The 24,373-nt window shown below is 73.4% G+C and carries 23 protein-coding genes and 1 pseudogene; 10 read left to right on the top strand and 14 right to left on the bottom strand.

Annotated features, from left to right (window positions below; genetic code table 11):
* The first annotated feature begins 80 nt into the window (after nt 1–80).
* On the top strand, nt 81–1,082 hold the full coding sequence (locus CGE01nite_RS01570) for a glycine betaine ABC transporter substrate-binding protein (protein WP_229747463.1): 1,002 nt from the start codon (nt 81–83) through the stop codon (nt 1,080–1,082).
* Between the two features lie 69 nt (nt 1,083–1,151).
* Here the strand turns inward: CGE01nite_RS01570 and CGE01nite_RS01565 are convergent, their stop codons facing one another.
* Nucleotides 1,152–2,585, bottom strand: coding sequence for a dihydrolipoyl dehydrogenase family protein (locus CGE01nite_RS01565; protein WP_141368566.1), 1,434 nt, complete (start codon nt 2,583–2,585; stop codon nt 1,152–1,154).
* 157 nt (nt 2,586–2,742) lie between these two features.
* Nucleotides 2,743–3,477: a glutamine amidotransferase gene (locus CGE01nite_RS01560; protein WP_141368564.1), complete on the bottom strand. Its 735-nt coding sequence runs from the start codon at nt 3,475–3,477 to the stop codon at nt 2,743–2,745.
* A gap of 128 nt (nt 3,478–3,605) precedes the next feature.
* Here CGE01nite_RS01560 and CGE01nite_RS01555 point away from each other — a divergent pair, with 128 nt between their 5' ends.
* The 4 genes from CGE01nite_RS01555 (at nt 3,606) to ybaK (ending at nt 7,997) form a co-directional block, all read left to right on the top strand.
* On the top strand, nt 3,606–4,172 hold the full coding sequence (locus tag CGE01nite_RS01555) for a hypothetical protein (protein WP_141368562.1): 567 nt from the start codon (nt 3,606–3,608) through the stop codon (nt 4,170–4,172).
* A 47-nt stretch (nt 4,173–4,219) separates the two neighbouring features.
* Nucleotides 4,220–6,775, top strand: a complete 2,556-nt coding sequence (locus CGE01nite_RS01550; RefSeq protein WP_141368560.1) for a DEAD/DEAH box helicase — start codon at nt 4,220–4,222, stop codon at nt 6,773–6,775.
* A 114-nt stretch (nt 6,776–6,889) separates the two neighbouring features.
* Nucleotides 6,890–7,453, top strand: a complete 564-nt coding sequence (locus tag CGE01nite_RS01545) for a VIT1/CCC1 transporter family protein (RefSeq protein WP_048341673.1) — start codon at nt 6,890–6,892, stop codon at nt 7,451–7,453.
* Nucleotides 7,454–7,496: 43 nt separating this feature from the next.
* Nucleotides 7,497–7,997 carry a Cys-tRNA(Pro) deacylase gene (gene ybaK, locus CGE01nite_RS01540; RefSeq protein ID WP_048341674.1) on the top strand — a complete coding sequence of 167 codons (501 nt, stop codon included), beginning with the start codon at nt 7,497–7,499 and terminating at the stop codon, nt 7,995–7,997.
* 3 nt (nt 7,998–8,000) lie between these two features.
* Here ybaK and CGE01nite_RS01535 read toward each other — a convergent pair whose 3' ends face one another.
* Entirely contained in the window at nt 8,001–8,411 is a 411-nt protein-coding gene (locus CGE01nite_RS01535) for a YccF domain-containing protein (protein ID WP_048341675.1), read from the bottom strand.
* Between the two features lie 112 nt (nt 8,412–8,523).
* On the opposite strand from CGE01nite_RS01535, the gene CGE01nite_RS01530 reads away from it, so the two are divergent.
* The 3 genes from CGE01nite_RS01530 (at nt 8,524) to CGE01nite_RS01520 (ending at nt 10,274) form a co-directional block, all read left to right on the top strand.
* Nucleotides 8,524–9,291 (top strand): YggS family pyridoxal phosphate-dependent enzyme, encoded by a 768-nt coding sequence (locus CGE01nite_RS01530; RefSeq protein WP_141368558.1) that lies wholly within the window; start codon nt 8,524–8,526, stop codon nt 9,289–9,291.
* Nucleotides 9,292–9,594: 303 nt separating this feature from the next.
* A complete protein-coding gene (locus tag CGE01nite_RS01525) occupies nt 9,595–9,966 on the top strand; it encodes a YidH family protein (RefSeq protein ID WP_048341677.1) in 372 nt (123 codons plus the stop codon).
* Nucleotides 9,963–10,274 (top strand): DUF202 domain-containing protein, encoded by a 312-nt coding sequence (locus CGE01nite_RS01520; RefSeq protein ID WP_048341678.1) that lies wholly within the window; start codon nt 9,963–9,965, stop codon nt 10,272–10,274. Before CGE01nite_RS01525 ends, CGE01nite_RS01520 begins: the two co-directional genes overlap by 4 nt.
* 50 nt (nt 10,275–10,324) lie before the next feature.
* Here the strand turns inward: CGE01nite_RS01520 and lplB are convergent, their stop codons facing one another.
* The 3 genes from lplB to cimA form a co-directional block, all read right to left on the bottom strand.
* Entirely contained in the window at nt 10,325–11,401 is a 1,077-nt protein-coding gene (lplB, locus tag CGE01nite_RS01515; protein WP_048341684.1) for a lipoate-protein ligase small subunit, read from the bottom strand.
* Between the two features lie 109 nt (nt 11,402–11,510).
* Nucleotides 11,511–12,407, bottom strand: coding sequence for a sensor domain-containing protein (locus CGE01nite_RS01510; RefSeq protein WP_141368556.1), 897 nt, complete (start codon nt 12,405–12,407; stop codon nt 11,511–11,513).
* A gap of 153 nt (nt 12,408–12,560) precedes the next feature.
* Nucleotides 12,561–14,159 carry a citramalate synthase gene (cimA, locus tag CGE01nite_RS01505; protein WP_141368806.1) on the bottom strand — a complete coding sequence of 533 codons (1,599 nt, stop codon included), beginning with the start codon at nt 14,157–14,159 and terminating at the stop codon, nt 12,561–12,563.
* A gap of 608 nt (nt 14,160–14,767) precedes the next feature.
* Between cimA and CGE01nite_RS01500 the strand changes: the two genes are divergently transcribed.
* Nucleotides 14,768–15,181, top strand: a complete 414-nt coding sequence (locus CGE01nite_RS01500) for a DUF6069 family protein (protein WP_141368554.1) — start codon at nt 14,768–14,770, stop codon at nt 15,179–15,181.
* A gap of 102 nt (nt 15,182–15,283) precedes the next feature.
* Here CGE01nite_RS01500 and CGE01nite_RS01495 read toward each other — a convergent pair whose 3' ends face one another.
* From CGE01nite_RS01495 to CGE01nite_RS01470, 6 genes are all read right to left on the bottom strand, one after another.
* On the bottom strand, nt 15,284–16,393 hold the full coding sequence (locus tag CGE01nite_RS01495; protein WP_048343799.1) for a branched-chain amino acid aminotransferase: 1,110 nt from the start codon (nt 16,391–16,393) through the stop codon (nt 15,284–15,286).
* Nucleotides 16,394–16,463: 70 nt separating this feature from the next.
* Complete coding sequence (locus tag CGE01nite_RS01490; protein WP_141368552.1) at nt 16,464–17,528, bottom strand: 3-isopropylmalate dehydrogenase; 1,065 nt, start codon at nt 17,526–17,528, stop codon at nt 16,464–16,466.
* A gap of 85 nt (nt 17,529–17,613) precedes the next feature.
* Nucleotides 17,614–18,048 (bottom strand): ASCH domain-containing protein, encoded by a 435-nt coding sequence (locus tag CGE01nite_RS01485; RefSeq protein ID WP_229747464.1) that lies wholly within the window; start codon nt 18,046–18,048, stop codon nt 17,614–17,616.
* A 127-nt stretch (nt 18,049–18,175) separates the two neighbouring features.
* Nucleotides 18,176–19,204 (bottom strand): ketol-acid reductoisomerase, encoded by a 1,029-nt coding sequence (ilvC, locus tag CGE01nite_RS01480; RefSeq protein ID WP_048343797.1) that lies wholly within the window; start codon nt 19,202–19,204, stop codon nt 18,176–18,178.
* Between the two features lie 80 nt (nt 19,205–19,284).
* A complete protein-coding gene (gene ilvN / locus CGE01nite_RS01475) occupies nt 19,285–19,809 on the bottom strand; it encodes an acetolactate synthase small subunit (protein ID WP_048343796.1) in 525 nt (174 codons plus the stop codon).
* Nucleotides 19,810–19,905: 96 nt separating this feature from the next.
* Nucleotides 19,906–21,792: an acetolactate synthase large subunit gene (locus CGE01nite_RS01470; protein WP_141368550.1), complete on the bottom strand. Its 1,887-nt coding sequence runs from the start codon at nt 21,790–21,792 to the stop codon at nt 19,906–19,908.
* Between the two features lie 428 nt (nt 21,793–22,220).
* On the opposite strand from CGE01nite_RS01470, the gene CGE01nite_RS01465 reads away from it, so the two are divergent.
* The gene (locus CGE01nite_RS01465) at nt 22,221–22,868 is read left to right on the top strand and encodes an AMIN-like domain-containing (lipo)protein (RefSeq protein WP_053071734.1); all 648 of its coding nucleotides are present in this window, start codon (nt 22,221–22,223) and stop codon (nt 22,866–22,868) included.
* On the opposite strand, the gene CGE01nite_RS01460 is transcribed toward CGE01nite_RS01465, so the two are convergent.
* A complete protein-coding gene (locus tag CGE01nite_RS01460; protein ID WP_048343794.1) occupies nt 22,865–23,863 on the bottom strand; it encodes a hypothetical protein in 999 nt (332 codons plus the stop codon). The two genes, CGE01nite_RS01465 and CGE01nite_RS01460, sit on opposite strands and share 4 nt — an antisense overlap.
* A pseudogene (locus tag CGE01nite_RS01455) lies at nt 23,860–24,373 on the bottom strand (hypothetical protein); the annotation flags it as partial. The pseudogene CGE01nite_RS01455 and the gene CGE01nite_RS01460, both read right to left, overlap by 4 nt.

Genomic DNA, 24,373 nt, shown 5'->3' with positions numbered 1-24,373 from the left:
AGTCCCCTCCCGAGCCCGTTCCCAAGTCCGCTCCCGAGTCCGCACTGCCTGTCCCGATCACCGGCCGCCTTGGAGTCACCGTGTTCTCGAACCGCAAGAGCCTCGCCGTGCTGTCCCTCGCCGCGTCCCTGCTCGCGCTCGGCGCGTGCGGAGACCCGGGCTCGGGCGGCGGCGTCGCGGATCCCACCAGCCAGGGCGCGGCCACGGGCGCGGCGTGCGAACCGGTCCCCGGTGACCAGCTCGTCGTGCTGAAGGACGACAAGACCCTGCAGAACGCCGACAACGTCATCCCCGCGGTCAGCGCGTCGGTCGCCGAGGCGAGCCCGGGCGTCGTCCCGCTGCTCGACGCCGTCTCCGACGCGCTCGACACCGACCGCCTCATCGCGCTCAACAAGGCCGTCGACATCGACCGCCAGACCTCGAGCGAGGTCGCCGCGCAGTTCGTGAAGGACGAGGGCCTGGCCGCGACCGAGCAGTCGGGCGCTGGGACCTCGCTCGCGATCGGCGCCGCGAACTTCTCCGAGAGCAGCACGCTCGCCAACATCTACGCCGAGGTGCTGCGCAGCGCCGGGTACGACGCGCAGGTCCGGGAGATCGGTGCACGCGAGACGTACCTGCCGGCGCTCGAGTCCGGCGAGCTCGCGGTGGTCCCCGAGTACGCGGCGACGCTCGCCGAGTTCCTCAACTCGACGATCAACGGCCCGGACGCCGCGCCCGTCGCGTCGGGTGACGTCGACGCGACGGTGGCGGCGCTCGAACCCCTCGCGCAGGAGCGTGGGCTGGTGGTCGGCAAGGCGTCGGCCGCGCAAGACCAGAACGCGTTCGCCGTGACCCAGGAGTTCGCCGACGAGCACGGCGTGACGACGCTGTCCGAGCTCGCGGAGGCGTGCGCGGCGGGCCTGTCGCTCGCCGGGCCCGCGGAGTGCCCCGAGCGGCCGTTCTGCCAGCCGGGGCTCGAGGAGAAGTACGGCCTGGTGTTCACCGACTTCACGGCGTACGACTTCGCACTCATCGGCGAGGCGGTGCGCAAGGGCGAGGCCGCGATCGGGCTCGTGCTGTCCAGCGACGGCTCGCTCGGCTGACGGCACACCGCGCCCCGGGGCGCGGGACAGACGTCGGGGCCGCCGGTCAGTGGCCGGTGGCCCCGACGGTCACAGGCCGGCGACCTCGCCGAACCGCAGCCACACCTCGCTCAGGGTCGGGTAGGACGGCACCGCGTGCCACAGCCGCGCGAGCGGCAGCTCGCCGACCACCGCGATCGTGGCCGCGTGCAGCATCTCGGCCGCGTCCGGCCCGACGAACGTCGCGCCGACCACGACGTCGTCGCGCGCAGCGTCGAGCACGAGCTGCGCGCGCCCCGAGTAGTCCGGTGAGAGGACGCTGGCTCCCGCGACGTCGGCGAGCTCGTACGAGACGACGCGCACGTCGAGCCCGGCCTCGCGTGCGGCCCGCTCGGTGAGCCCCACCCACGCGACCTCGGGCTGGGTGAACACGACCTGCGGCACGGCGGCGTGGTCAGCGCTCGCCCGGTACCTGCTCCACGGCCTGGCGGCGGCCTCCGCGGTGCGCGCAGCCTCGTCGGACCCGAACCGTGCCGCGACCACGTCGCCGGCGACGCGCGCGTCGTACTTGCCCTGGTGCGTCGTGCCGGTCCGTCCGGTCACGTCGCCGACGGCGAACAGCCACGGCAGGCCCGCGACCGCGAGCGCGTCGTCGACGTCGAGCGGCGCACCCGGCTCGAGGCCGAGGGTCTCGAGCCCCAGGTCTCGTGTCCGGGGGTGGCGCCCGGTCGCGACGAGCAGCTCGTCGGCGGTGACGACCTCGTCGTCGAGGGTGACGTGCACCCCGGCGTCGTCGCGGTGCACCCGGCGCGTCTGCGCCCCGAGGAGCACCCGCACGCCGCGGGCGCGCAGCGACTCGAGGACGGCCTCGCCCGCGAACGGCTCCGCCCCGGCGAGCAGCCCGTCGCCGCGCACCACGAGGGTCACCGCGCTGCCCAGGCTCGCGAACGCGTCGGCCAGCTCGCACCCCACGACTCCCCCGCCGAGCACCGCGAGCCGCGCGGGCACGTGCTGCGCGGACGTCGCGTCTCGACTCGTCCAGGGGCGGGCGTCGGCCAGCCCCTCGACGGGCGGGATCGTCGGCTGGGAGCCCGTCGCGACGATCACGGCCCGTCGGGCCCGCACGTCGACTGTCCCGTCGTCCGACTCCACGACGAGCGCACGCGGACCGGTGAACCGCGCGTGCCCGCGCAGCAGCGTGATCCCGACGCTCGCGACCCAGTCCGCCTGCGACGCGTCGTCCCAGTGGTGCGTGATCTCGTCGCGCCGCGCGAGCACGGCGGCCACGTCGAGGTCGCCTGGGTCGGCGACGCCGGGCGTGCGGCGCGCGGCGTCACGGACGGCGCCCGGGCGCAGCAGCACCTTGGACGGCATGCAGGCCCAGTAGGAGCACTCGCCGCCCACGAGGGCACCCTCCACGAGCGCGACCTCGAGGCCGGTCCGCGCGGCCCGGTCCGCGGCGTTCTCGCCGACGGCACCACCGCCGAGCACGACCACGTCGAACGTCCGCTGCGCCTGCGTCATGGGTGCTCCCGTGTCCCCGCCGGCCCCGGTCGACCGGTCCCCCGACATGGTCGCGCGTCCAGCCACGGGCCGCACGGGGGCCGGGCGACGGCACGGGGTCATTGGAGGCGCAGGGCCGCGCCGAGCAGGCGACGGAACGACGAACGGGCGCCGTGGATCAGCGCCGCCCGTAGCGGTCGACGAAGGCCGCGAGGATGCGCGGGGGCGCCCACACGTCGCTGGACGCGAGGCGCGCCAGGATCTGCTCCTGCTCGCCCGGCTGGTAGTACCCGTAGCCCCCGTAGACCTTCACGCGCGCGCTGATCCCGGCGACGTCGAGCTCGGGATGGAACTGCGTGGCGTAGAGGTTCGAGCCCACGCGGAACATCTGCACCGGGCACGTCGGCGAGCTCGCGAGGAGCGTCGCGGTCGCCGGCAGGACGCGGCAGGCCTCCTTGTGCCCGACGAACGCGTCGAACGCGTCGGGGACCTCGGCGAGCAGCGGGTCCGCGCGTCCGGCGGCCGTGAGCGTCACGCGCACCGCGCCGATGGGCTCGGCGTAGGTCCGGTCGATCACGCCGCCCTGGTGCGAGCCGAGCGTGCCGACCCCGTAGCACGCGCCGAGGAACGGGAAGTCGCGCGGCACGAGCCGGTCGAGCAGCGCGGACATCTCGCGCTCGACCCGCTGCTGGACGTCGGACTTGCGGTCGGCCGGGGTGCTCGCGTCGAACGGGCTGCCACCGACGATCACGCCGCTGAGCTCGTCGAGGTCCAGCTCAGGCATCGGACCCGCCTCGAGGCGGACGCGGACCAGGTCGCGCTCCGTGAGCCCGCCGTACCGCAGCACCTGCGCGTACTCGTCGTCCGCGGCGCCGTCCTCGGCGCGCGACGCCAGCAGCACGAAGGGCCTCATGGCTCGACGCTATCCCCGGCACGCGCGTCCGTCCGGGTGACCGTGCGCGGATCGCTCCACGCGCGACCGCCGGGCGTGCGAGGCTGCCCGGTCGGAGCCTCCCCGGCTCCGACGTGAGGGGGTCATCGATGCCACGTCCGTCCCGTACGGCGCTCGCGTTCGTCGTCGCGCTCGGACTCGTCGCCGGCGGCTTCGGCGGCGGCTGGTTCGCGGCACGCGCGACGCGCTCCCCGGACCCGTTGGCGTGGGCCACGCTCACCCTGCCGTCGTCCGGCGTCGAGCTCCCGCAGCGGTTCGACGGCTCCGCCGACCCGTGCCCCGACTACGCGATCTCGAGCCCCGCGACGAGCCCGGGCACCACCGCGGACGCGCGCGGCTTCGTCTGGGCACACGGATCGATGCACGTCTTGTGCCAGGGCGCGACGTCCGTCGTCGGGGGTGCCGACGCCCTGGCCGATCTCCGCGTCGACCAGGGGCCAGACGCCGACAAGCCGCTCACCCAGCAACCTGTGCGGGTGCAGGGACCGTTCGGCACCGCGGTGCGCCTCGACACAGCCCTGGGTGAGGACCAGGTGCTGAGCGAGTGGTTCGTCGAGCGCGACGGGACGGTGCTGGCCATCGGCTACCTGCACGACCCGGCGACGGCCGACTGGCCCACCGTGGACGCCGTGCTCGGTTCGTTCGCATGGCGGTGAGCGAGGAGCACGGCAGCGCATGACCCTGCGGATGGGAGGATCAGGCGGTGCCCACGCTCGCCGACCGGATCCCCACCGACCCGCACGACCCCGACGCGCTCTACGAGGCGTTCACCGGGTGGGCCGCTGAGCAGGGCCTGACGCTGTACCCGCACCAGGAGGAGTCGCTCCTCGAGCTGGTCACGGGCAGCCACGTGATCCTGTCGACGCCCACGGGCTCGGGCAAGTCCCTGGTGGCGACCGCCGCGCACTTCGTCGCGCTCGCCCAGGGGCGGCGGACCTTCTACACCGCGCCGCTCAAGGCGCTCGTGAGCGAGAAGTTCTTCGCCCTCGTCGCGGCGTTCGGCTCGGAGAACGTCGGGATGATGACGGGCGACTCGGCCGTGAACCCGGGCGCGCCGATCATCTGCTGCACCGCCGAGATCCTCGCGAACCTCGCGCTGCGCGACGGCGCGGACGCGGACGCGAGCCAGGTCGTCATGGACGAGTTCCACTTCTACTCCGACCCGCAGCGCGGCTGGGCGTGGCAGGTCCCCCTGCTGGAGCTGCCGCGCACGCAGTTCGTGCTCATGTCCGCGACGCTCGGCGACGTCACGTTCTTCGCCGACGACCTGCGGCGCCGCACGGGCGGTGACGTCGCGGTCATCACGAACGCCGAACGACCCGTGCCGCTGACGTTCTCCTACGTGGTCGAGCCGTTGCACGAGGTGCTCGACGAGCTCGTCCGCACCCGTCGCGCGCCCGTGTACGTCGTGCACTTCACGCAGAAGGAGGCGGTCGAGCGCGCGCAGTCGCTGCTGTCGGCGCACCTGACGAGCCGCGAGCAGCGCGACGCGATCGCGGCCGAGCTCGGGGCGTTCCGGTTCGGCCCGGGCTTCGGCAAGACGCTGTCGCGGCTGCTGCGGCACGGCGTCGGGGTGCACCACGCGGGGATGCTGCCCAAGTACCGCCGCGTGGTCGAGCGGCTCACGCAGCGCGGCCTGCTGCCCGTCGTCTGCGGCACGGACACCCTCGGCGTCGGCATCAACGTCCCGATCCGGACCGTGGTGCTCACGAGCCTGGTGAAGTACGACGGCCAGCGGATGCGGCACCTGTCGGCGCGCGAGTTCCACCAGATCGCGGGGCGTGCGGGACGCGCGGGCTTCGACACGGTCGGCGAGGTCGTCGTCATGGCGCCCGAGCACGTCATCGAGAACCGCAAGGCGCTCGAGCGGGCGGGCGACGACCCGCGCAAGCTCAAGAAGATCGTCCGCAAGCAGGCGCCGACCGGGCACGTCAACTGGACCGACAAGACGTTCGAGCGCCTGCGCGACGCCCCGCCCGAGCCGCTGACCAGCAGCTTCTCGGTCACGCACGCGATGGTGCTGCACGTGCTGGCCCGCGGCGCGAAGGGTGAGGACCCGGTGGTCGCCATGACGCGCCTGCTCACCGACAACCACGAGCCCGCCTCCGCGCGCGGACGCCACGTGCGCCAGGCGGTCGCGGTCTACCGCTCGCTGCGCGCGGCCGGCGTGATCGAGCGGGTCACGGTCGACGACGCGGACGCGCCGCGTGGTCGTCGTCGGACCGTGCGCCTCACGCACGACCTGCCGCCGAACTTCGCGCTCAACCAGGCGCTGTCGCCGTTCGCGTACGCGGCCCTCGAGCTGCTCGACCAGGCGGACCCCGGGTACGCGCACGACGTGGTCTCGGTGCTCGAGGCCACGCTCGACGACCCCCGCCAGGTGCTCGCCGCGCAGGAGAACAAGGCCCGCGGCGAGGCCGTCGCCGCGATGAAGGCCGACGGCCTCGAGTACGACGAGCGCATGGCGCTGCTCGAGCACGTCACCTACCCGCGCCCGCTGGCCGAGCTGCTCGCCGCGGCGTTCGCGACCTACCGCACGACGAACCCGTGGGTCGCCGACCTCGAGCTCTCCCCCAAGTCCGTGGTCCGCGAGATGCACGAGCGCGCCGCGACGTTCGCCGAGTACGTGAGCCTGTACACCCTGGACCGCACCGAGGGCGTGCTGCTGCGCTACCTCGCGGACGCGTACCGCGCGCTGCGCCAGACCGTCCCGGAGGATGCCCGCACCGAGGAGCTGTGGGAGCTCATCGAGTGGCTGGGCGACCTGGTGCGCCGCACGGACTCGAGCCTGCTCGACGAGTGGGAGCGCCTCGCGAACCCGCTCGACGAGCACGGCGCCGACGCGCCCGGCGGCCTCGACGAGGACACTCCCGAACCGATCACCGACAACCCGCGCGTGTTCCGCGCGCTCGTGCGCGGTGCGCTGTTCCGCCGCGTCGAGCTCGCGGCGCGCGAGCAGTACGGCGCGCTGGCGGCGCTCGGCGACCGCGACGAGGACGACGAGCCCTGGACCACCGACCGCTGGTCCGCCGCGCTCGACCCGTTCTACGACGACCACGACGAGATCCTCACGGGCGCCCCCGCGCGGGGACCCGCGCTGTTCCAGGTCACGACGAGCGCGACGACCTGGCGCGTGCGCCAGCTCCTCGACGACCCCGAGGGCGACCACGACTGGCGCATCGACGCACTGGTCGACCTGGCGGCGTCCGACGAGGCCGGCGAGGTGGTCCTGCGCGTCCTCGCGGTCGGCGCGCTCTGACCTCGGCGCCGGGCCCGCCGGTCCCCGTCGAAGGGTAGGCACACCTGCATCACTGCAGGTCAGGCCAGCCTTTCCAATGATGACAGACCGTCAGGACGTGCCTACGGTGGCCGTATGACGGCCTTGACCAGCCTCCTGAACCCTGCGCCCCGGCAGACGGGCGAACCGGTCGACGGCGTGCGCCTCAACGGGTTGCGGGCGGGCGTCCTCGGCGCGAACGACGGCATCGTGTCCGTCGCCGCGCTCGTCGTCGGCGTCGCCGGCGCGACCCCCGGCTCGGCCGCGATCCTCACCGCCGGGATCGCCGGTCTCGTGGCCGGCGCCCTGTCGATGGCAGCCGGCGAGTACGTCTCGGTGAGCTCGCAGCGCGACGCCGAGCGCGCCGGTCAGATGGCCGACGAGCACCTGGTCAACCCGTGGCACGCCGCGGTCGCCTCGCTCGGGGCGTTCCTGGTCGGCGGCCTCGTGCCGGTGCTCGTGGCGCTCGTGCCGTGGGGCGCGGCGCTCGTGCCCGCGGTGTTCGCCGCGGTCGTCGCCGCCCTCGTCCTGACCGGGGCGGTGAGCGCACGGATCGGTGGGGCGCCCGCGCTCCCCGCGGTGCGGCGCAACGTGATCGGCGGCTCGCTCGCGATGGTGATCACCTACGCGATCGGCGCGGTCGTCGGGCTCGCGGTCTAGCGGTCCCGCCGTCCCGACGCGATCGGCCACCTAGGCTGCTCCCGTGGCCAAGAACGCCAAGCACGCCCCGACCGGCACCCCCGCGCTCGTCGCGCTCACGCAGGCGGGCGTCCCGCACACCGCGCACCCGTACGAGCACGACCCGGCGTCCGACGTGGGCTACGGCCTCGAGGCGGCGCAGGTCCTGGGCGTCCCGCCCGAGCAGGTCTTCAAGACCCTCATGACGGTGGTCGACGGCACGCTCACGGTCGCGGTCGTCCCGGTGACCGGTCAGCTCGACCTCAAGGCCCTGGCCGCAGCCGCGGGCGGCAAGAAGGCCGCGATGGCGCCCAAGCCCGACGCCGAGCGCGCGACGGGCTACGTCGTCGGCGGCATCTCGCCGCTGGGCCAGCGCACCGCGCACCCCACGGTGGTCGACGAGACGGTCTGGCTGTTCGACACCGTGTTCGTCTCCGGCGGCCGGCGCGGCCTGGACGTCGAGCTCGCGCCCGACGACCTCGTACGGCTGACCGCCGCGACGGTCGCGGACATCGCCAAGGGCTGAGCCTCAGCGCCGCGACGGCTCGCCGTAGCCCACGAACGGGTGGTCGGACGGGACGATCTGCTTGCCGAGCGGCATGAGGGAGATCGGGATCATCTTGAGGTTCGCGATGCCCAGCGGGATGCCGATGATCGACAGGAACAGCGGGATCGCGGTGAGGACGTGCTCGATCGCGAGCCAGATGCCCGCCACGAGCACCCAGATCACGTTGCCGACCACCGACCACGCCCCTGCGTCGGGCTTGTCGACGACCGTGCGGCCGAACGGCCACAGCGCGTAGCCCGCGATCCGGAACGCCGCGATCCCGAACGGGATCGTGACGATGAGGATGCAGCAGATGATGCCCGCGAGCACGTAGCCGAGCGCGAGCCAGAAACCCGCCAGGACCAGCCAGATCAGGTTCAGCAGCGTCTTCACGGACCTCACCGTGCCATGCCGCGTGCGCGCGCACCAGCCCGCTCGGCACGGCGGCTCGCCCGCGGGGCGCGAGGTTCGTCGCCCACGGCGCCGTCCGTTAGGTTGCTGGGTCGTGGAGCCCGCCGCCGTCCCCCACCACGTCCCCCTCGACGCGCCGCTCGCCGCCGTGCGTGACCGCGTCGCGCGCGCGTGCGCCGCGGCGGGTCGACGCCCGCAGGACGTGACGCTCCTGCTCGCGTCCAAGGCGCAGACGACGGCCACCACCCGCGAGGCGCTCGAGGCCGACGCGCGGGCCCGTGCGGCCGACCCGTCGCTGCGTCCCGTGCTGCTCGGCGAGAGCAAGGTCCAGGAGCTCGTCGCGAAGGCGCCCGAGCTCGTCGACCTCTCCCCGGCCTGGCACGTGATCGGGCCGTTGCAGTCGAACAAGGTCAACGCGGCGCTGCGCTGGGCGTCGTGCGTCGAGTCGGTCGCCTCCCTCGACCTCGCGCGGCGACTGTCCACCCGCGCGTCGGGCCGTGCGACGCCGCTGGACGTGATGCTGCAGGTCAACGTCTCGGGCGAGCCGACGAAGCAGGGGGTCACGCCGCAGGACGCGGCGCCGCTCGCGGTCGCCGTGGGCGCGCTGGAGGGTCTGCGCCTCGTCGGCTTCATGACGATCGGCGCACGGTCCGACGACGACCGCGTCGTCGGCGAGGGCTACGACCTGCTGCGCACCATCCGCGACGAGGTGGTCTCGAGCGGGGCGCCGGGGACGGCGAGCGCGAGCGGGCTGTCCATGGGCATGAGCGGCGACCTCGAGCTCGCGATCGCCTGCGGCGCGACCATGGTGCGCGTCGGGACGGCGGTGTTCGGGAGCCGTCCGGCGGTCGCGGGCCGCTGAGGACGCAGCCGGCGCGAGCCGGCCCTGCGCATCGCGGCGAGCTCGCGCGCGTGCAGCACGGCCATGCGCCGCAGCTCACGGTCCAGCGTCACGCTCTCGTTCACGACGTCCTCCATCGGTGCCCGGGTGCGGTGCCTCGCCACCCGTCATCCCCTCTGTGTCGCCGGGTCGCCGACACCTGCACGTCAGGGACCGGGAGGTGACGGCCTGATACGCGCTGGGCCACGACCGCGGACGTGTCGCAGAGGCGGCAGCCCGGACGCGGCGTCCCGCGGCCGCCGTCCGGCACGCCACAATGGGCGCGTGAGCGACCTCCGCAACCGCCGGCTGCCCGCCTGGGTCTACGGGCACGGCCAGGAGCCGGACGCCCGGTTCTCGCTCGCCAACGAGCGCACGTTCCTCGCCTGGGTGCGCACCGCGCTCGCGCTGCTCGCGGCGGGGGTCGCGCTCGAGGCGCTCGACCTGCCGGTCGAGGAGCGGCTCCGGCTCGCCGCCTCCGTGCTGCTCGTCGTGCTCGGCTCGCTCGCGCCCCTGCTCGCCTGGTGGGGCTGGGCGCGTGCGGAGCGCGCGATGCGCACGGGCGCCGCCCTCCCGGCGCCGGTCGGCTTCCTGGTCCTCGTCGTCGGCGTCGCGGTCGCCGGGGTGCTCGTGCTGCTCGGGCTGCTCCTGCGATGAGCACGCCGGGGTTCGCGCTCGAGCGCACGCGGCTCGCGTGGCGACGCACCGCCCTGGGCCTCGCCGCCGGCTCGGTCGCGGCGGGCCGGCTGCTCCAGGACGTCGTGGGTCCCGTCTCCTGGCTCGTCGCGCTCGCGGGTCTGGCCGCCGCGGGGATCGTCGTGCGCCTCGCGTGGCGGCGCCACACCACCGAGGCACCCGAGGGTGGCCGCGGCGGGCGGCTCGTCGCGAGCATGGCGCTCGGGACCACGGTGATCGGGGTCGCCGCGTTCGTCGTCCTGGTCACCGGGCACGGCCGCCTCGTCTGACGCGGGCACGGCGTGGGCCGGGCGAGCGGGCGCGACCGGGCGCGGACGGGCTAAGGCACGCGGGCGGTCCAGGCAGGGTCGGAGAACTTGTGCACCCGGAGCTGCTCGGCCCGCGCCAGCTCGTCGGCGCGCAGCTCGCCGGACACGCTCGGGTAGTGCGTGCGGAAGTGCGCCTCGAACGCGTCGATCACGTCCACGCGCGGCAGGTGCGTCTGCGAGCGCACCGGGTCGACGCGCTTGGCTGCGCTGCGCGTGCCCTTGTCGGAGACCTTCTCGCGCCCGATCCGCAGGACCTCGAGCATCTTGGCGGCGTCGATGTCGTACGACATCGTCACGTGGTGCAGCACTGCGCCGCCCACGAGCCGCTTCTGCGCCGAGCCGGCGAGCTTGCCGCCGGGTGAGGAGATGTCGTTGAGCCCCGAGAGCGTCGCGGCGACCCCGACGTCCGCGAGCGCGCCCAGCACCCACTGGTTGAGGAACGCGTACGACTCCTCGAACGTCATGCCGTCGACCAGCGAGCCGGGCACGACGAGCGAGAACGTGATGCAGTTGCCCGCCTCCATGAACATCGCGCCCCCGCCCGAGATCCGGCGGACCACCGTGATGCCGTGCCGCTCCGCAGCTTCGAGGTCGACCTCGTTCCGCAGCGACTGGAACGAGCCGATGATCACCGCGGGCTCCTCCCACTCCCAGAACCGCAGGGTCGGCCCGCGACGACCCGCCGCGAGCTCCTCGGTGAGCACCTGGTCGAGCGCGGCGTGCAGCGCGGGCGCGAACGGCCCGGGGCGGATCACCTCGAACGTGTGGTCGGCCCACGTCGTCGAGCGGCCCAGGGCGCGGCGTACCGCGACCGCCACGGCGTGCTCGTCGAACCCCACCATGGACACGGGCCCGACGAGGCGGCCGGCGTCCTGCGCGGCGGCCAGGTGCTCGCGCACCGCCTCGGCGAGCCGGGAGGTCGTCGTGTCCGCCGGCAGGCCCGTGAGCGCCGCGTCGATCTCGACGAGCGCCTCGTCGGGCTCGAGGAAGAAGTCGCCGGCGACCCGCACGTGGTCCAGCACCCCGCCGCGCACGGTGAGGTCGACCGTGACGAGCTTGCCGCCCGGGACCTTGTACTCGCCGTGCAGCGCGTGGCCGTCTCGCGCCCGGCCCGCGTCCGGATCGTCGTCGTGCGGCTCGTGGTGCGTCTGGGTCACGCGACCAGCCTAGGCGCGCGCGCGAGCGGTTCCGCGCCCGTCAGCCCAGCGCGGCGACCGCGGCCTGCGCTCGCTCCTGCACCATGGTGGACAACGACTCGGGCGAGCCGAGCGTCGCGAGCTGCGCGGGCACGTCGTCGCCACCGCCGAGCGCGGTCGCCGTCCACGTCACGATCACGTTGCCGACGAGCACGTGGCCGCGGTAGCCGGGCTCCACGGCGCCCTCGGCGGTGTGCACGATCTCCTGCACGATCGCGGGGTACACGCCCTGCCCCTCGATCGCCGGCTCGGCCTTCCAGCTGCCGCCGTCGATCCCGGGGTTGACCTGCGCGTACTCGGGGCAGCCGTCGACCGTCGTGACCAGGTCGCGGAACGCGGCCTGGGCCGCGGTCGCGTCGGGCAGGGTCGTCAGCTCCTGCATGAAGTCGAGCCCGTCGTTGACGAGCGACCGCGCGACGAAGCCCGGCGGCAGGCTGACGACGATCGTGCGCGCCGAAGTGCACTCCGGCGGTTCGACCGTCGAGCCCTCCGGCAGCCCCCACGGCAGCTCGCCGGCGGCGAGGCCCGTCCGGACGCCGTCGGCCGCCGCGGGCACGGCCTCCTCCAGCGCGGGCTTGCGGACGAACAGCGACTGGACGTTCGTGTCGTCGAACACCGCGTCCGCGCCGGGGACGGGCGGCTGCGACGGGGTGGACGTCGGGCTCGGGCTCGCCGTCGGGGCCGCGCTGGACGCGGACGCCGAGGGTGAGGGCGTGGACGTGGTCTCGTCGACGATCGGCTCCGTCTCGTGGTCGGCCCAGGGCTGGACGACGAGCAGCACGACCACGGCGACGACGGCGATCACGACGACCCACCACCACCGCCGGGCCGGACCGCGCGCCTGTGACGCGTCAGGCGAACCCGCCCCGCCCGTGAAGGCCGGCTCGGTGCTCGTCACGCGCGTCCTCTCCTCGCTGTCCAGGGCGGGTGGCCCTGCTGCGTCGACCGTGGTCACCGGCCGGGCGGAGTCCCGGCTCGACCGGCGGTGGTCGTCGTGTCCGAGGCTAGGCCCGTTCGACCCCCGCCGCTATCGTCGTCGCGCCCGGGGCGCTCAGCGTGGCACCACGCCGCGGTTCCGCAGGCCCCAGATGGTGCCGTCGGTGAGCGCCTCCCAGGACGCCTCCAGCAGGTTCGGGCCGACGCCGACCGTCTGCCACACGGACTGGCCGTCCGTGTGCTCGATGAGCACGCGCGTCACGGCATCCGTGCCGTGCATCGAGTCGAGGATGCGCACCTTGAAGTCGATGAGCTCGAACGACTCGAGCTCCGGGTACGCACCCACGAGCGCCAGGCGCAGCGCGTGGTCGAGCGCGTTGACCGGGCCGTTGCCCTCGCCGGTCGTGACGATGCGCTCACCGCCCGCGTGCAGCTTGACGGTCGCCTCGGCACTCGCGGGCGTACCGCGGCCACCGGCGCGCTCGACGATCGTCCGCCACGACTCGACGCGGAAGTACTGCGGTCGCGAGCCCTCGATCTCCTCGACGAGCAGCAGCTCGAACGACGCGTCCGCGGCCTCGTACGTGTAACCGTGAGCCTCGGCGTCCTTGACGCGCTCGGTCACGCGCGAGAGCACGTCCGGACGCTGCGACAGGTCGAAGCCGAGCTCGCGGCCCTTGAGCTCGATCGACGCCCGGCCCGCCATGTCGGAGACGAGCATGCGCATGTCGTTGCCGATGAGCGCCGGGTCGATGTGCTGGTAGAGGTCCGGGTCGACGCGGATCGCGGAGGCGTGCAGCCCGGCCTTGTGCGCGAACGCGCTCGCGCCGACGTACGGCGAGCGCGCGAACGGCGAGATGTTGGTGATCTCGCTGATCGCGTGCGCGATGTGGGTGAGCTCCGGCAGTCGCGAGGTGCCCGCGTCGTCGCGCGCGAGCACCGGCAGGCCGTACTTGAGCTCGAGGTTCGCCACCACCGCGAGCAGGTCGGCGTTGCCCGTGCGCTCGCCGTACCCGTTGACGGTGCCCTGCACGTGCGTGCACCCGGCCTCGACGGCCGCGAGCGTGTTCGCCACGGCGCAGCCCGAGTCGTTGTGCGCGTGCATGCCCAGCACGACATCGGGGCCGAGCGCGTCGCGGACCTCGGCGACGACCTGCGAGACCCACACCGGGACCATGCCACCGTTCGTGTCGCACAGCGCGACGACCTCGGCCCCCGCCTCGAACGCGGTCGCCGCCGCGGCACGCGCGTACGCGGGGTCGAAGCGGTACCCGTCGAAGAAGTGCTCGGCGTCGACGACCACGCGGCGTCCCTCGGCGACGAGGAGCGAGACGGTGTCGGCGATCATCGCGAGGTTCTCCTCGCCCGTGGTCCGCAGCGCCCGCTCGGCGTGGCGGATGTCGCTCTTCGCGACGAGCGCGACGACCGGCGCCTCGGAGTCGAGCAGGGCGCGCACCTGCGGGTCCTGCGACGCCCGGACACCGGGCTTGCGGGTCGCACCGAACGCCGCGAGCTCGGCGTTGCGCAGGTCCAGCTCCTTGGCCGCCCGCTTGAAGAACTCGGTGTCCTTGGGCACGGCGCCCGGCCAGCCGCCCTCGATGAAGCCGACGCCCAGCTCGTCGAGCAGCACGGCGATCGCCAGCTTGTCGGCGACCGACAGCGCGATCCCCTCCTGCTGGGCGCCGTCGCGCAGCGTCGTGTCGTAGACCTGCAGGGTGCCGACCGGCGAGCCCGCGAGGTGCGGGAGGTCGACGCGCTGGTCGAAGTTCGCTTCAGGAGTCGCTGCGTTCACGGTGGTGCTCTCTTCAGGACGTGCGGAGTGCTCGGGACGCGTGCAGGTGGAGCTCGGGCCGGCGCGGGGGTGTCCTCGTGAGACGGACCCGCACCAACAAAAAGACCCCCCGGGGTACGGGAGGTCTGCGCGTCAGCGGGTGTGCCGACGCGCTAGTCGATAATCGAGGTCCACGGGGACATGCCGCCATGGTGACACACGCCACCCGCCGCGGTCACGCCCGGCACGCCGGGTTCCACCCCTCGGACGCACGCGCGAGCGGCAGCGCCTCGAGATGCGGCCGGCCGCGAGGTCACTAGCGTGAATCGGGACGACGACGCTCGTCGTCCGCACACCTGGAGGCCCGTGTGAGCGCACTGCCCCCTGATCCGCCACCCGACCGTCAGCCCGTCACCCGGCGGATGCCGCCCGTCGTCCCCGAGCCCGCCGTCCCCGCGGCGTCCGCCCCGCCGCCCGCCGTGACCCCGGCCGGCGCCGTTCCCCCGGCGTGGGCACCACCCGGGCCGACGCCGCCGCCACGGTCGCGAGTCGTGCTGCGGGCCGGCCCGTTCTGGGGCGGCGCGTTCGCGACCGCGCTCGTCGCCGCGCTCGTCGGCGTGGTCGGCGTGCTCGTCCTCCAGTCGATCCTCGACGTCGACCTCGTCGTCAAGGACCCCGCCGGGGTCGAGAACGACTACCTCGCGTACGGGCTCGCGGGCTTCGTCGCGGCGATCGCCGCGGCCGCGCTGCTGCACCTGCTCGTCGTCTCGACGCCCCGCCCTCGCGCGTTCTTCGGCTGGATCCTCGCGCTCGGCATCGTCGTCGCGGCGTTGCTGCCGCTGACGTTGACCGACGACACGACGTCGGCGCTGTGCACCGGTCTGGTCAACCTGCTGATCGGTGTCGCGATCTGGTCGCTGCTGTCCGGCGTGCTCGCGCGCACGACGGCGGTCGTCACGACCTGAGGCGGTTCACGACCTGGGGCGGTACGGACCTGGGGCGGTACAGCACGACGAGAGGGGACGCCCGGGTAGGTGCGTCCCCTCTCGTCGTCGTGCTTCGTCGCCTCAGACCAGGCGGTGCAGCCAGCCGTGCCGGTCGGCCGCGCGGCCGTACTGGATGTCGGTGAGCTCGGCGCGCGTGCGCATCGTGACGGGGCCTGCCCCGCCGTCACCGACCGTGAGGTCGAAGTCGGTGCTCTTGAGCCGCCCGATCGGCGTGATGACCGCGGCGGTGCCGCACGCGAACACCTCGGTGATCGAGCCGTCCGCGAGGCCGGCGCGCAGGTCGGCGAGGGCCACGGGACGTTCGTCGACCTCGTGCCCGGCGTCGCTCAGGAGCTGCAGGATCGACGAGCGCGTCACGCCCTCGAGGATCGAGCCCGACACCGGTGGCGTGACCACGGAGCCGTCGGCGTGCACGACGACCACGTTCATCCCGCCGAGCTCCTCGAGGTACGTGTTCGTCGACGCGTCGAGGAAGCACACCTGCTCGCAGCCCTGGTCGTACGCGAGCTGCTGGGGCAGCAGGCTCGCCGCGTAGTTGCCGCCGCACTTGGCCGCACCCGTGCCGCCCGCACCCGCGCGGTGCAGCTCCTGGTCGACCCAGATCGCCACGGGCTTGACCCCGCCGGAGAAGTACGGGCCGACGGGCGAGGCGATCACCAGGTACTCGACCTCGAGCGAGGGCCGCACGCCGAGGAACGGCTCGGAGGCGTACATGAAGGGCCGCAGGTACAGGCTCGTCTCCTCGCCCGTGGGGACCCACGCGAGGTCGGTGCGCACGAGCGCCTCGATCGAGCCGAGGAAGTCGGCCTCGGGCAGCTGCGGCAGCGCGAGCCGGTACGCCGACCGCGCGAAGCGCTCGGCATTGGCCTGCGGCCGGAACGTCCAGACCGAGCCGTCGGCGTGCCGGTACGCCTTGAGACCCTCGAAGATCTCCTGGCCGTAGTGCAGCACCGCGGTGGCGGGGTCGAGCTGGAGAGGGCCGTACGGCTCGACGCGGCGGCTGTGCCAGCCGTCCGCCTGCGAGTAGGACACGCGGGCCATGTGGTCCGTGAAGACGGTCCCGAAGCGCGGCGCGGCGAGCAGCTCGGCTCGTTCGTCGGCGGGGACGGGGTTCGCCGACGCGTGCACCTCGAAGAGGTCGGCCGACGTGGAGGAAGCGACGGTGCTCATGGTGGGGCCTTTCACCTGGGACTGGTCTGACGGTACCCGGCGACGGCCTTCGGTGGGACGGGGTGCGACCTCAGCCGGCGACGCGCGCGGCGAGGTCCTTGCCCACCTCGGCCGTCGAACGTACTCGCTCGGCGGAGCCGCGCTCGGCCAGGTCGGCCGCCACGGCGTCCTCGACCGTGCGGGCCTGCGAGTGCAGGCCCAGGTGGTCCAGCAGGAGCGCGACCGACAGCACCGTGGCCGTCGGGTCGGCCTTGCCCTGACCCGCGATGTCGGGCGCGGAGCCGTGCACGGGCTCGAACATGCTCGGCGCCGTGCGGTCCGGGTTGATGTTCGCGCTGGCCGCGAGGCCGATACCGCCCGTGATGGCCGCCGCGAGGTCCGTGAGGATGTCGCCGAACAGGTTGTCCGTGACGATCACGTCGAACCGGCTCGGGTTCGTCACCAGGAAGATCGTCGCGGCGTCGACGTGCAGGTAGTCGACCGTCACGTCCGGGAACTCGGCGTTGACGGCCTCGACCGTGCGGCGCCACAGGTGGCCGGCGTGCACCAGGACGTTGTGCTTGTGGACCAGCGTGAGCTTCTTGCGCGGACGCGCGGCGGCACGGGCGAACGCGTCACGCACGACGCGCTCGACGCCGAACGCGGTGTTGACGCTGACCTCGTTCGCGACCTCGTGCGGCGTCCCGACGCGGATCGCGCCGCCGTTGCCGACGTACGGGCCCTCGGTCCCCTCGCGGACGACGACGAAGTCGACCTCGCCGGGGTTCGCCAGCGGTCCGGTCACGCCCGGGAAGAGCTTGCCGGGGCGCAGGTTCACGTAGTGGTCCAGGGCGAAGCGGAGCTTGAGGAGCAGGCCGCGCTCGAGCACGCCCGAGGGGACGCTCGGGTCGCCGATCGCGCCGAGCAGGATCGCGTCGTGCGTGCGGATCGCCTCGAGGTCGGTGTCCGTCAGCGTCTCGCCGGTGGCGTGCCAGCGGCGAGCGCCCAGGTCGAAGTCCGTCGTCGTGACCCCGACGCCCGAGCCCGACAGGACCGAGTCCAGGACGAGCAGGCCCTGCTCGACGACCTCGGTGCCGATGCCGTCTCCGGCGACGACGGCGAGGTTGATGTCACGGGCGGTGGCGCTGCTGCTCATGTCCTGAGCCTAACCGCGCGTCCCATTCCCCGGACTGTCCATCTCACGATGCGGCCACAGGCACCGGCCGCCGCAGGGGGCCCCGTCAGTCGATCGCCGGCGTCGGGCCGCGCGTCGGGTAGACGAGCTCGTAGCTCTCCTGGACCGACTCGTCGGTGACGGTCACGGCCGTCGTGCGGACCAGGGCGCGCGGCTCCCCCGCGCTGTCCAGCACGATCGCGAGGTCGCCCACGCGCGGCAGCTCGTCGCCCTCGCCGAACTCGTCGCGCGCGGTGCTCGCCGACGTGCGTTGCTGCGCGAGGATCGCGCGCACCGCGTCGTCGGCCTCCGCACCTTCGCCGTACGAGAACGACGGCGGCGGGACGACGTCCAGGGGCACCGCGCCGACGACCCCCTCGAGCTTGCCGAAGCCCACGTGTCCGCGCGCCGCCTGCCAGAACGCGGTGATGCGGTCGTCACCGTCCGTGGCGATGTCGGCGTGCTCGTCGGCCGGGTCGACCGTGTCGTCGTACGTGCTCATGCCACACCCCTCGTCGCCGGACCGGTGCGCCCATCCTGCCCGACGAACGCGTCCGGCACGCGCGGGGACGACGAGAGCGCGGCACCCGAGTCTGGGCGCCGCGCTCTCGTCGTGCGTGAGGCTCAGGTCAGCGCGCGGCGCTGCCCTCGGTGTAGTCCGAGTCCGACGGCTTGACCCACGCGAACAGCTTGCGCAGCTCGCGGCCGACCGGCTCGATCGGGTGGTTCTGGCCCTTCTCGCGCAGCGCCTTGAACTCGGGCGCGCCCGCGTCCTGGTCGTTGATGAAGCGCTCCGCGAACGCGCCGGACTGGATGTCCGCGAGCACCTGGCCCATGTTCGCCTTGACGTCCGGCGTGATGACGCGCGGGCCCGAGACGTAGTCGCCGTACTCGGCCGTGTCGGAGACCGACCAGCGCTGCTTGGTGATGCCGCCCTCCCAGATGAGGTCGACGATCAGCTTCAGCTCGTGGAGCACCTCGAAGTAGGCGACCTCGGGCTGGTAGCCCGCCTCGGTCAGCGTCTCGAAGCCGTACTGGATGAGCTGCGAGACGCCACCGCACAGCACGGCCTGCTCACCGAACAGGTCGGTCTCGGTCTCCTCGGTGAACGTCGTCTTGATGCCGGCGGCACGCAGGCCACCGATCGCCTTGGCGTACGAGAGCGCGAGCTCCCACGCCGAGCCCGACGCGTCCTGCTCGACCGCGACGATGACCGGCACGCCACGACCGTCGACGTACTCGCGACGCACGAGGTGACCCGGGCCCTTGGGGGCGACCATGAGCACGTCGTGCCCCGCGGCCGGCTTGATGTAGCCGAAGCGGATGTTGAAGCCGTGCCCGAAGACGAGCGCGGCGCCGTCCTTGAGGTTCGGCTCGATCTCGTCGCGGTAGACGATGCGCTGGACCTGGTCCGGCGCCAGGATGACGACGACGTCGGCACCCGCGACGGCCTCCGCGACCGTGGCGACCTTGAGGCCCTGGTTCTCGGCCTTGGCGCGGGACGGCGAGCCCTCGCGCAGGCCGACGGTGACGTCGACGCCGGAGTCGCGCAGGTTGAGCGAGTGCGCGTGCCCCTGGCTGCCGTAGCCGACGACGGCGACCTTCTTGGACTGGATGATCGACAGGTCGGCGTCGTCGTCGTAGAACAGCTCGGCCACGGTGGGTCTCTCCTTCAGATGGACGTTCGGGGATCGAACGGTGAGGCAAGCACGCGAGCGTGCGTCTGGACGGTGGTCTATCAGGCGGAGCGCGAGACGCGCTCGAGCGCCCGGTCCGTGATCGAGCGGGACCCGCGGCCGATGGCCACGGTGCCGGACTGCACGATCTCACGGATCCCGAACGGCTCGAGGGCCGACAGCAGGGCGTCGAGCTTGCCCGGCGAGCCGGTCGCCTCGATCACGACGGTGTCCGGCACGACGTCGACGACGTGCGCGCGGAACAGCTGGACGACCTCGAGCACCGAGGTGCGCTGCGTGACGTCGGCCTTGACCTTGACGAGCAGCAGCTCGCGCTGGACGGACGCGGCGTCCTCGAGCTCGACGATCTTGATGACGTTGATGAGCTTGTTCAGCTGCTTCGTCACCTGCTCGAGCGGGAGCTCGTCGACGTCCACGACGACCGTGATCCGCGAGATCTCCTCGTGCTCGGTCGGGCCGACCGCGAGCGAGTGGATGTTGAACGCCCGGCGCGCGAACAGGCCGGCGACGCGCGTGAGCACGCCGGGCTTGTTCTCGACGAGCACGGACAAGGTGTGGCGGCTCATGTCAGTCCCCTGTTCCCGTCGGTCGGCCTGAGGCTGCATTCCGCTGCAGCCGAGCGCCTTGCTTCGCTGCGGCCCTCAACTTCCGCTGCATTCCGCTCAGTCCTCCCGGTCCCACGCCGGGGAGATGCCCCGCGCGTACTGGATGTCGTCGTTGCTCAGGCCTGCCGCGACCATCGGCCACACCATCGCGTCCCGCGAGACGGTGAAGTCGACGACGACCGGCTGGTCGTCGATCTCGAGCGCGCGCTTGATCGTCGCGTCGACGTCCGCCTTCGTCTCGCAGCGCAGCCCGACGCAGCCGTACGCGTCCGCGAGCTTGACGAAGTCCGGGATGCGCACGGTGTCGTGGCCCGTGTGCAGGTCGGTGTTCGAGTACCGCGACTCGTAGAACAGCGTCTGCCACTGGCGCACCATGCCCAGCGAGGAGTTGTTGACGACCGCGACCTTGATCGGGATGTCGTTGATCGCGCAGGTCGCGAGCTCCTGGTTGGTCATCTGGAAGCAGCCGTCGCCGTCGATCGCCCAGACCGTGCGGTCCGGCTCGCCGACCTTGGCACCCATGGCCGCGGGCACCGCGTAGCCCATGGTGCCCAGGCCGCCGGAGTTGAGCCACGAGTTGGGCCGCTCGTACTTGATGAACTGCGCGGCCCACATCTGGTGCTGCCCCACGCCCGCGACGTACGTCGCCTCGGGTCCGGTGAGCTCGCCGATGCGCTGGATGACGTACTGCGGTGCGAGGTGACCGTCGGAGGGCTCGTCGAAGCCCAGCCCGAACGTCTCGCGCCACGCGTCGAGCTGGCGCCACCAGGCCTCGAGGTCCGGCTTGCCGTGCTGCGCGTGCTCGCGCTCGAGCTCGGGCAGGAGGTCCGTCAGGACCTCGCGCAGGTCGCCGACGATCGGCACGTCGACCGCCTTGTTCTTGCCGATCTCCGCGGGGTCGATGTCGGCGTGCACCACGGTCGCGTACGGCGCGAACGACGAGAGCTTGCCGGTCACGCGGTCGTCGAACCGCGCACCGAGCGCGACGATCAGGTCCGACTTCTGCAGCGCCGCGACTGCCGCGACCGTCCCGTGCATGCCCGGCATGCCCAGGTGCTGCGGATGGGTGTCGGGCAGCGCGCCGCGGGCCATGAGGGTCGTGACGACCGCGGCACCGGACGCGTCGACGAGCGCGCGCAGCTGCGCGGCGGCCCCGGCCCGGATCACTCCGCCGCCGACGTACAGCACGGGCCGACGCGCGGTCGCGAGCAGCCGTGCGGCCTCGCGGATCTGCTTGGCGTGCGGCTTGGTCACCGGGTGGTACCCGGGCAGCGAGATCTCCTGCGGCCACGTGAACGTGGTCTGCGCCTGCATCGCGGACTTCGCGATGTCGACGAGCACCGGGCCCGGGCGCCCGGTCGACGCGACGTGGAACGCCTCGGCGATCACGCGCGGGATGTCGTCGGGGTCCGTGACGAGGTAGTTGTGCTTGGTCACGGGCAGGGTGATGCCGACGATGTCGGCCTCCTGGAACGCGTCCGTGCCGATCATCGCGGCGCCGACCTGCCCGGTGATGGCGACCAGCGGGATCGAGTCCATGTTCGCGTCGGCGATCGGGGTCACGAGGTTCGTCGCGCCCGGCCCGGACGTCGCCATGCACACGCCCACGCGGCCCGTCGCGGCCGCGTAGCCGGTGGCCGCGTGCCCGCCGCCCTGCTCGTGACGCACGAGGATGTGGCGCAGCCGGGTCGAGTCCATGAGCGGGTCGTACGTCGGCAGGATCGCGCCGCCCGGGATGCCGAAGACGACCTCGGCCCCGGCCTCCTCGAGCGAGCGGACGATCGACTTCGCGCCCGAGACCTGCTCGACGACCTTCGTCGGCGGGACGGCCTTCGTCGACGGGACGGCGGGGGTCGGGACTGCGGGCGCGGGCCGCGCCGTCGCGCCGACCACGGCGGGGCTCGCGGGCGTCCGCGGCGGTGCCGGGTGGGGGCCCTGGACCATCGGTGTCTCCCTGCTGCTGGTTGCGGGGTGCTGCGTGGTGGTGCTGGTGGTGCCGGTCAGTGAGAGTCGGTCGGTGAGAGCAAGTCGGTGAAAACAGAAAACCCCTCGCGTCGGGCTGCTGCCGACGGTGCGAGGGGTGAGCGCGCTGACGAAGCCTGGACTGCTGGCCTCAGCCGGCGCGCTCAGGAAGTACTACGAGGATCGTCTGCACGGAGGCGAGGTTACGCCTGCGTCGGTTGCATGTCACGTCCCCGCCACGCCGTCTCACATCGTGGCTCACGTGCCCGCATAGCGGATAGGCTCCGAGCTCGTCAGGCCCGTCGCGCGCTCCTGGCCTCGCCGCCGGACGCGAGGTCCTACGGTGACAGCGGAGAACGGATGGCGGCCGGCACGCAGGTCCGGCACGCAGCTCGAGCGACGGAGGACGCATGCGCACGACGAGCCCGACCGCCCGACGGTGGGCGGCGCCTGTCGCGGTGCTCGCGGCGGCCACGTTCACGTTGGCCGGCTGCGGCGCGTCCGACGACGACCAGGCCGGGACGCCGTCGCCGACGCCGACCCTCGTGAGCACGCCGACGAGCACGCCGCCCACCCCGGGCGCGTCGACCGAGCCCACGTCTCCCCCGACGTCGGCGCCCACGGGCGGCGCCTTCACCGCGCCGGGGACCGAGCTCTCGCAGCTGCCGCAGGACGGCCGGCTCACGGTCGTCGACGTGCGGATCGGGGTGCACGACGGCTACGAGCGCGTCGTGTACGAGCTCGCGGGCGAAGGGCTGCCCGGGTGGCGCGTCGGCTACGTCGACGAGGCGGTCGACGACCCCAGCGGCGAGGTCCTCGACGTCGCCGGTGACGCGACGCTGCAGGTCGTCCTCCTCGGCACGGCCTACCCCATGGACACCGGTCACGACGAGCTCGACCACGACGTCATGGGGACCGGCGGTGTGCAGCAGGTGACCCGGCCGCTGACGTTCGAGGGTCAGACGCAGTCGTTCGTCGGGCTCGACGCGCAGCGACCCGTCCGGATCACGCTGCTGGCAGACCCGGTGCGCGTCGTCGTCGACCTGCAGACGCCCTAGCTCACGTCGCGCACGCGGAAGACGAGCGCACCCAGCCCCACGCACACGAGTGCGACCGCGAGCAGCACCAGCCCGCCCTGCAGCTGGGTGACGACGTGCTCGACAGGCCCGCAGACGTCCACCCCGACCTCGTCGACCCAGCACGACTCGACCGCGTACGTCGTCCCGCCGTCGAGCCAGGCGCGCAGGTTCGTCGCGAGCGTCCACGCGGAGCTGGTGGGGACGATCGTCGGCAACGCGGTCTCGATGCCCGCCACCCACCACACGACCAGGCCGGTGACCCCCGCGGCGTGCCGCAGGGCGAACGCGAGACCCACCGCGACCGTCGTGGCCCACAGGCCCGCGACGAGCGCACGAGCCGCGGTCTGGGCGAACAGCGCCGCCGCTGCGCCGTCGCCGGACTTCAGCGCGTCGTTCCACACCAGCACGCCGACGATCCCGGCCGCGGTCGAGGCGAGCGCGACGAGCGAGACGACGACCGCCGCGACGAGCGAGGCGCCCAGGCGGCTCAGCAGCACGCGTCCGCGCCGGGGCGCGAACGTCAGCCACGTCCCGAACGCTCCGGAGGCGAAGTCGGCAGAGACCAGGCTGACGCCCATCACGAGCAGACCCACCACGAGCAGCCAGCCCACCGGGCCGAACCGCGCGTCGACCGTCTCGACGAGGCCCGGCCGGTACGGCAGGAACCCCTGGACGAGGAACTCCTCGAGCGTGGGCTGCACGTCCAGCCGCTCGCAGTCCCAGTCCGCCACCGTGTCCCTGGCCTGGTTCCGCTCGCACACCGCCCGCTGCTCGTCGTGGTCCTCGAGCCAGAACTCCAGGTAGTCGGCGTACGCCGCCTCGCCCTCAGCGACCTGCGCCGCCGACGGTGGGCGGGTGTCGTCCCAGGCCGCGATGACGAGCCCGAGACCCGCGACGACCAGGATGATCGCCGTCCCCCACACCACCGAGCGGGCCCGGACGCGCGCGAGCTCGGCGCGCAGCAGCGCCCTCATCGGGTCTCCTGGTGCGAGCGGCTGCGCAGGCGCCGCTGCGTCCCGCCGACCCCGACGTCAGCGGTCAGCTCGAGGAAGACCGACTCGAGATCGGCGCGGACCGTGCGGATCTCGTGCGCGAACACCCCGGCACCGGCGAGCACCTCGTTGACCCGCGCGGCGTCCACGCCAGTGACGTCCGAGCCGGTGGCGTCCGAGCCGGTGGCGTCCGGGCCGGAGGCTTCCACGCCAGTGTCCCTGGCGGTGGCACGCGCGCCGTCACCGCGGCCGACGAGGAGCCCGTCGCCCTCCGGCTGCACCGTCCACCCGCGCGCCGTCAGCACCGGCACGGCGGCCGCGACGTCCGCGACCCCGACCCGCACCTGACCCCGGCCACGCACCAGGTCCCCGACCGCACCCGCGGCGACGAGGCGCCCGCGCGCGACGATCGAGACCGTGTCGGCGACCTGCTCGACCTCCGCGAGGATGTGGCTCGAGACCAGGACGGTGCGGCCCTCGTCGGCGAGCGCC

It is taken from the genome of Cellulomonas gelida (genome assembly GCF_006538725.1).
Classification (GTDB): Bacteria; Actinomycetota; Actinomycetes; order Actinomycetales; family Cellulomonadaceae; genus Cellulomonas; species Cellulomonas gelida.
The sequence above is the reverse complement of the archived record's forward strand: the minus strand, read 5'-3'. Positions and strand labels throughout refer to the sequence as shown.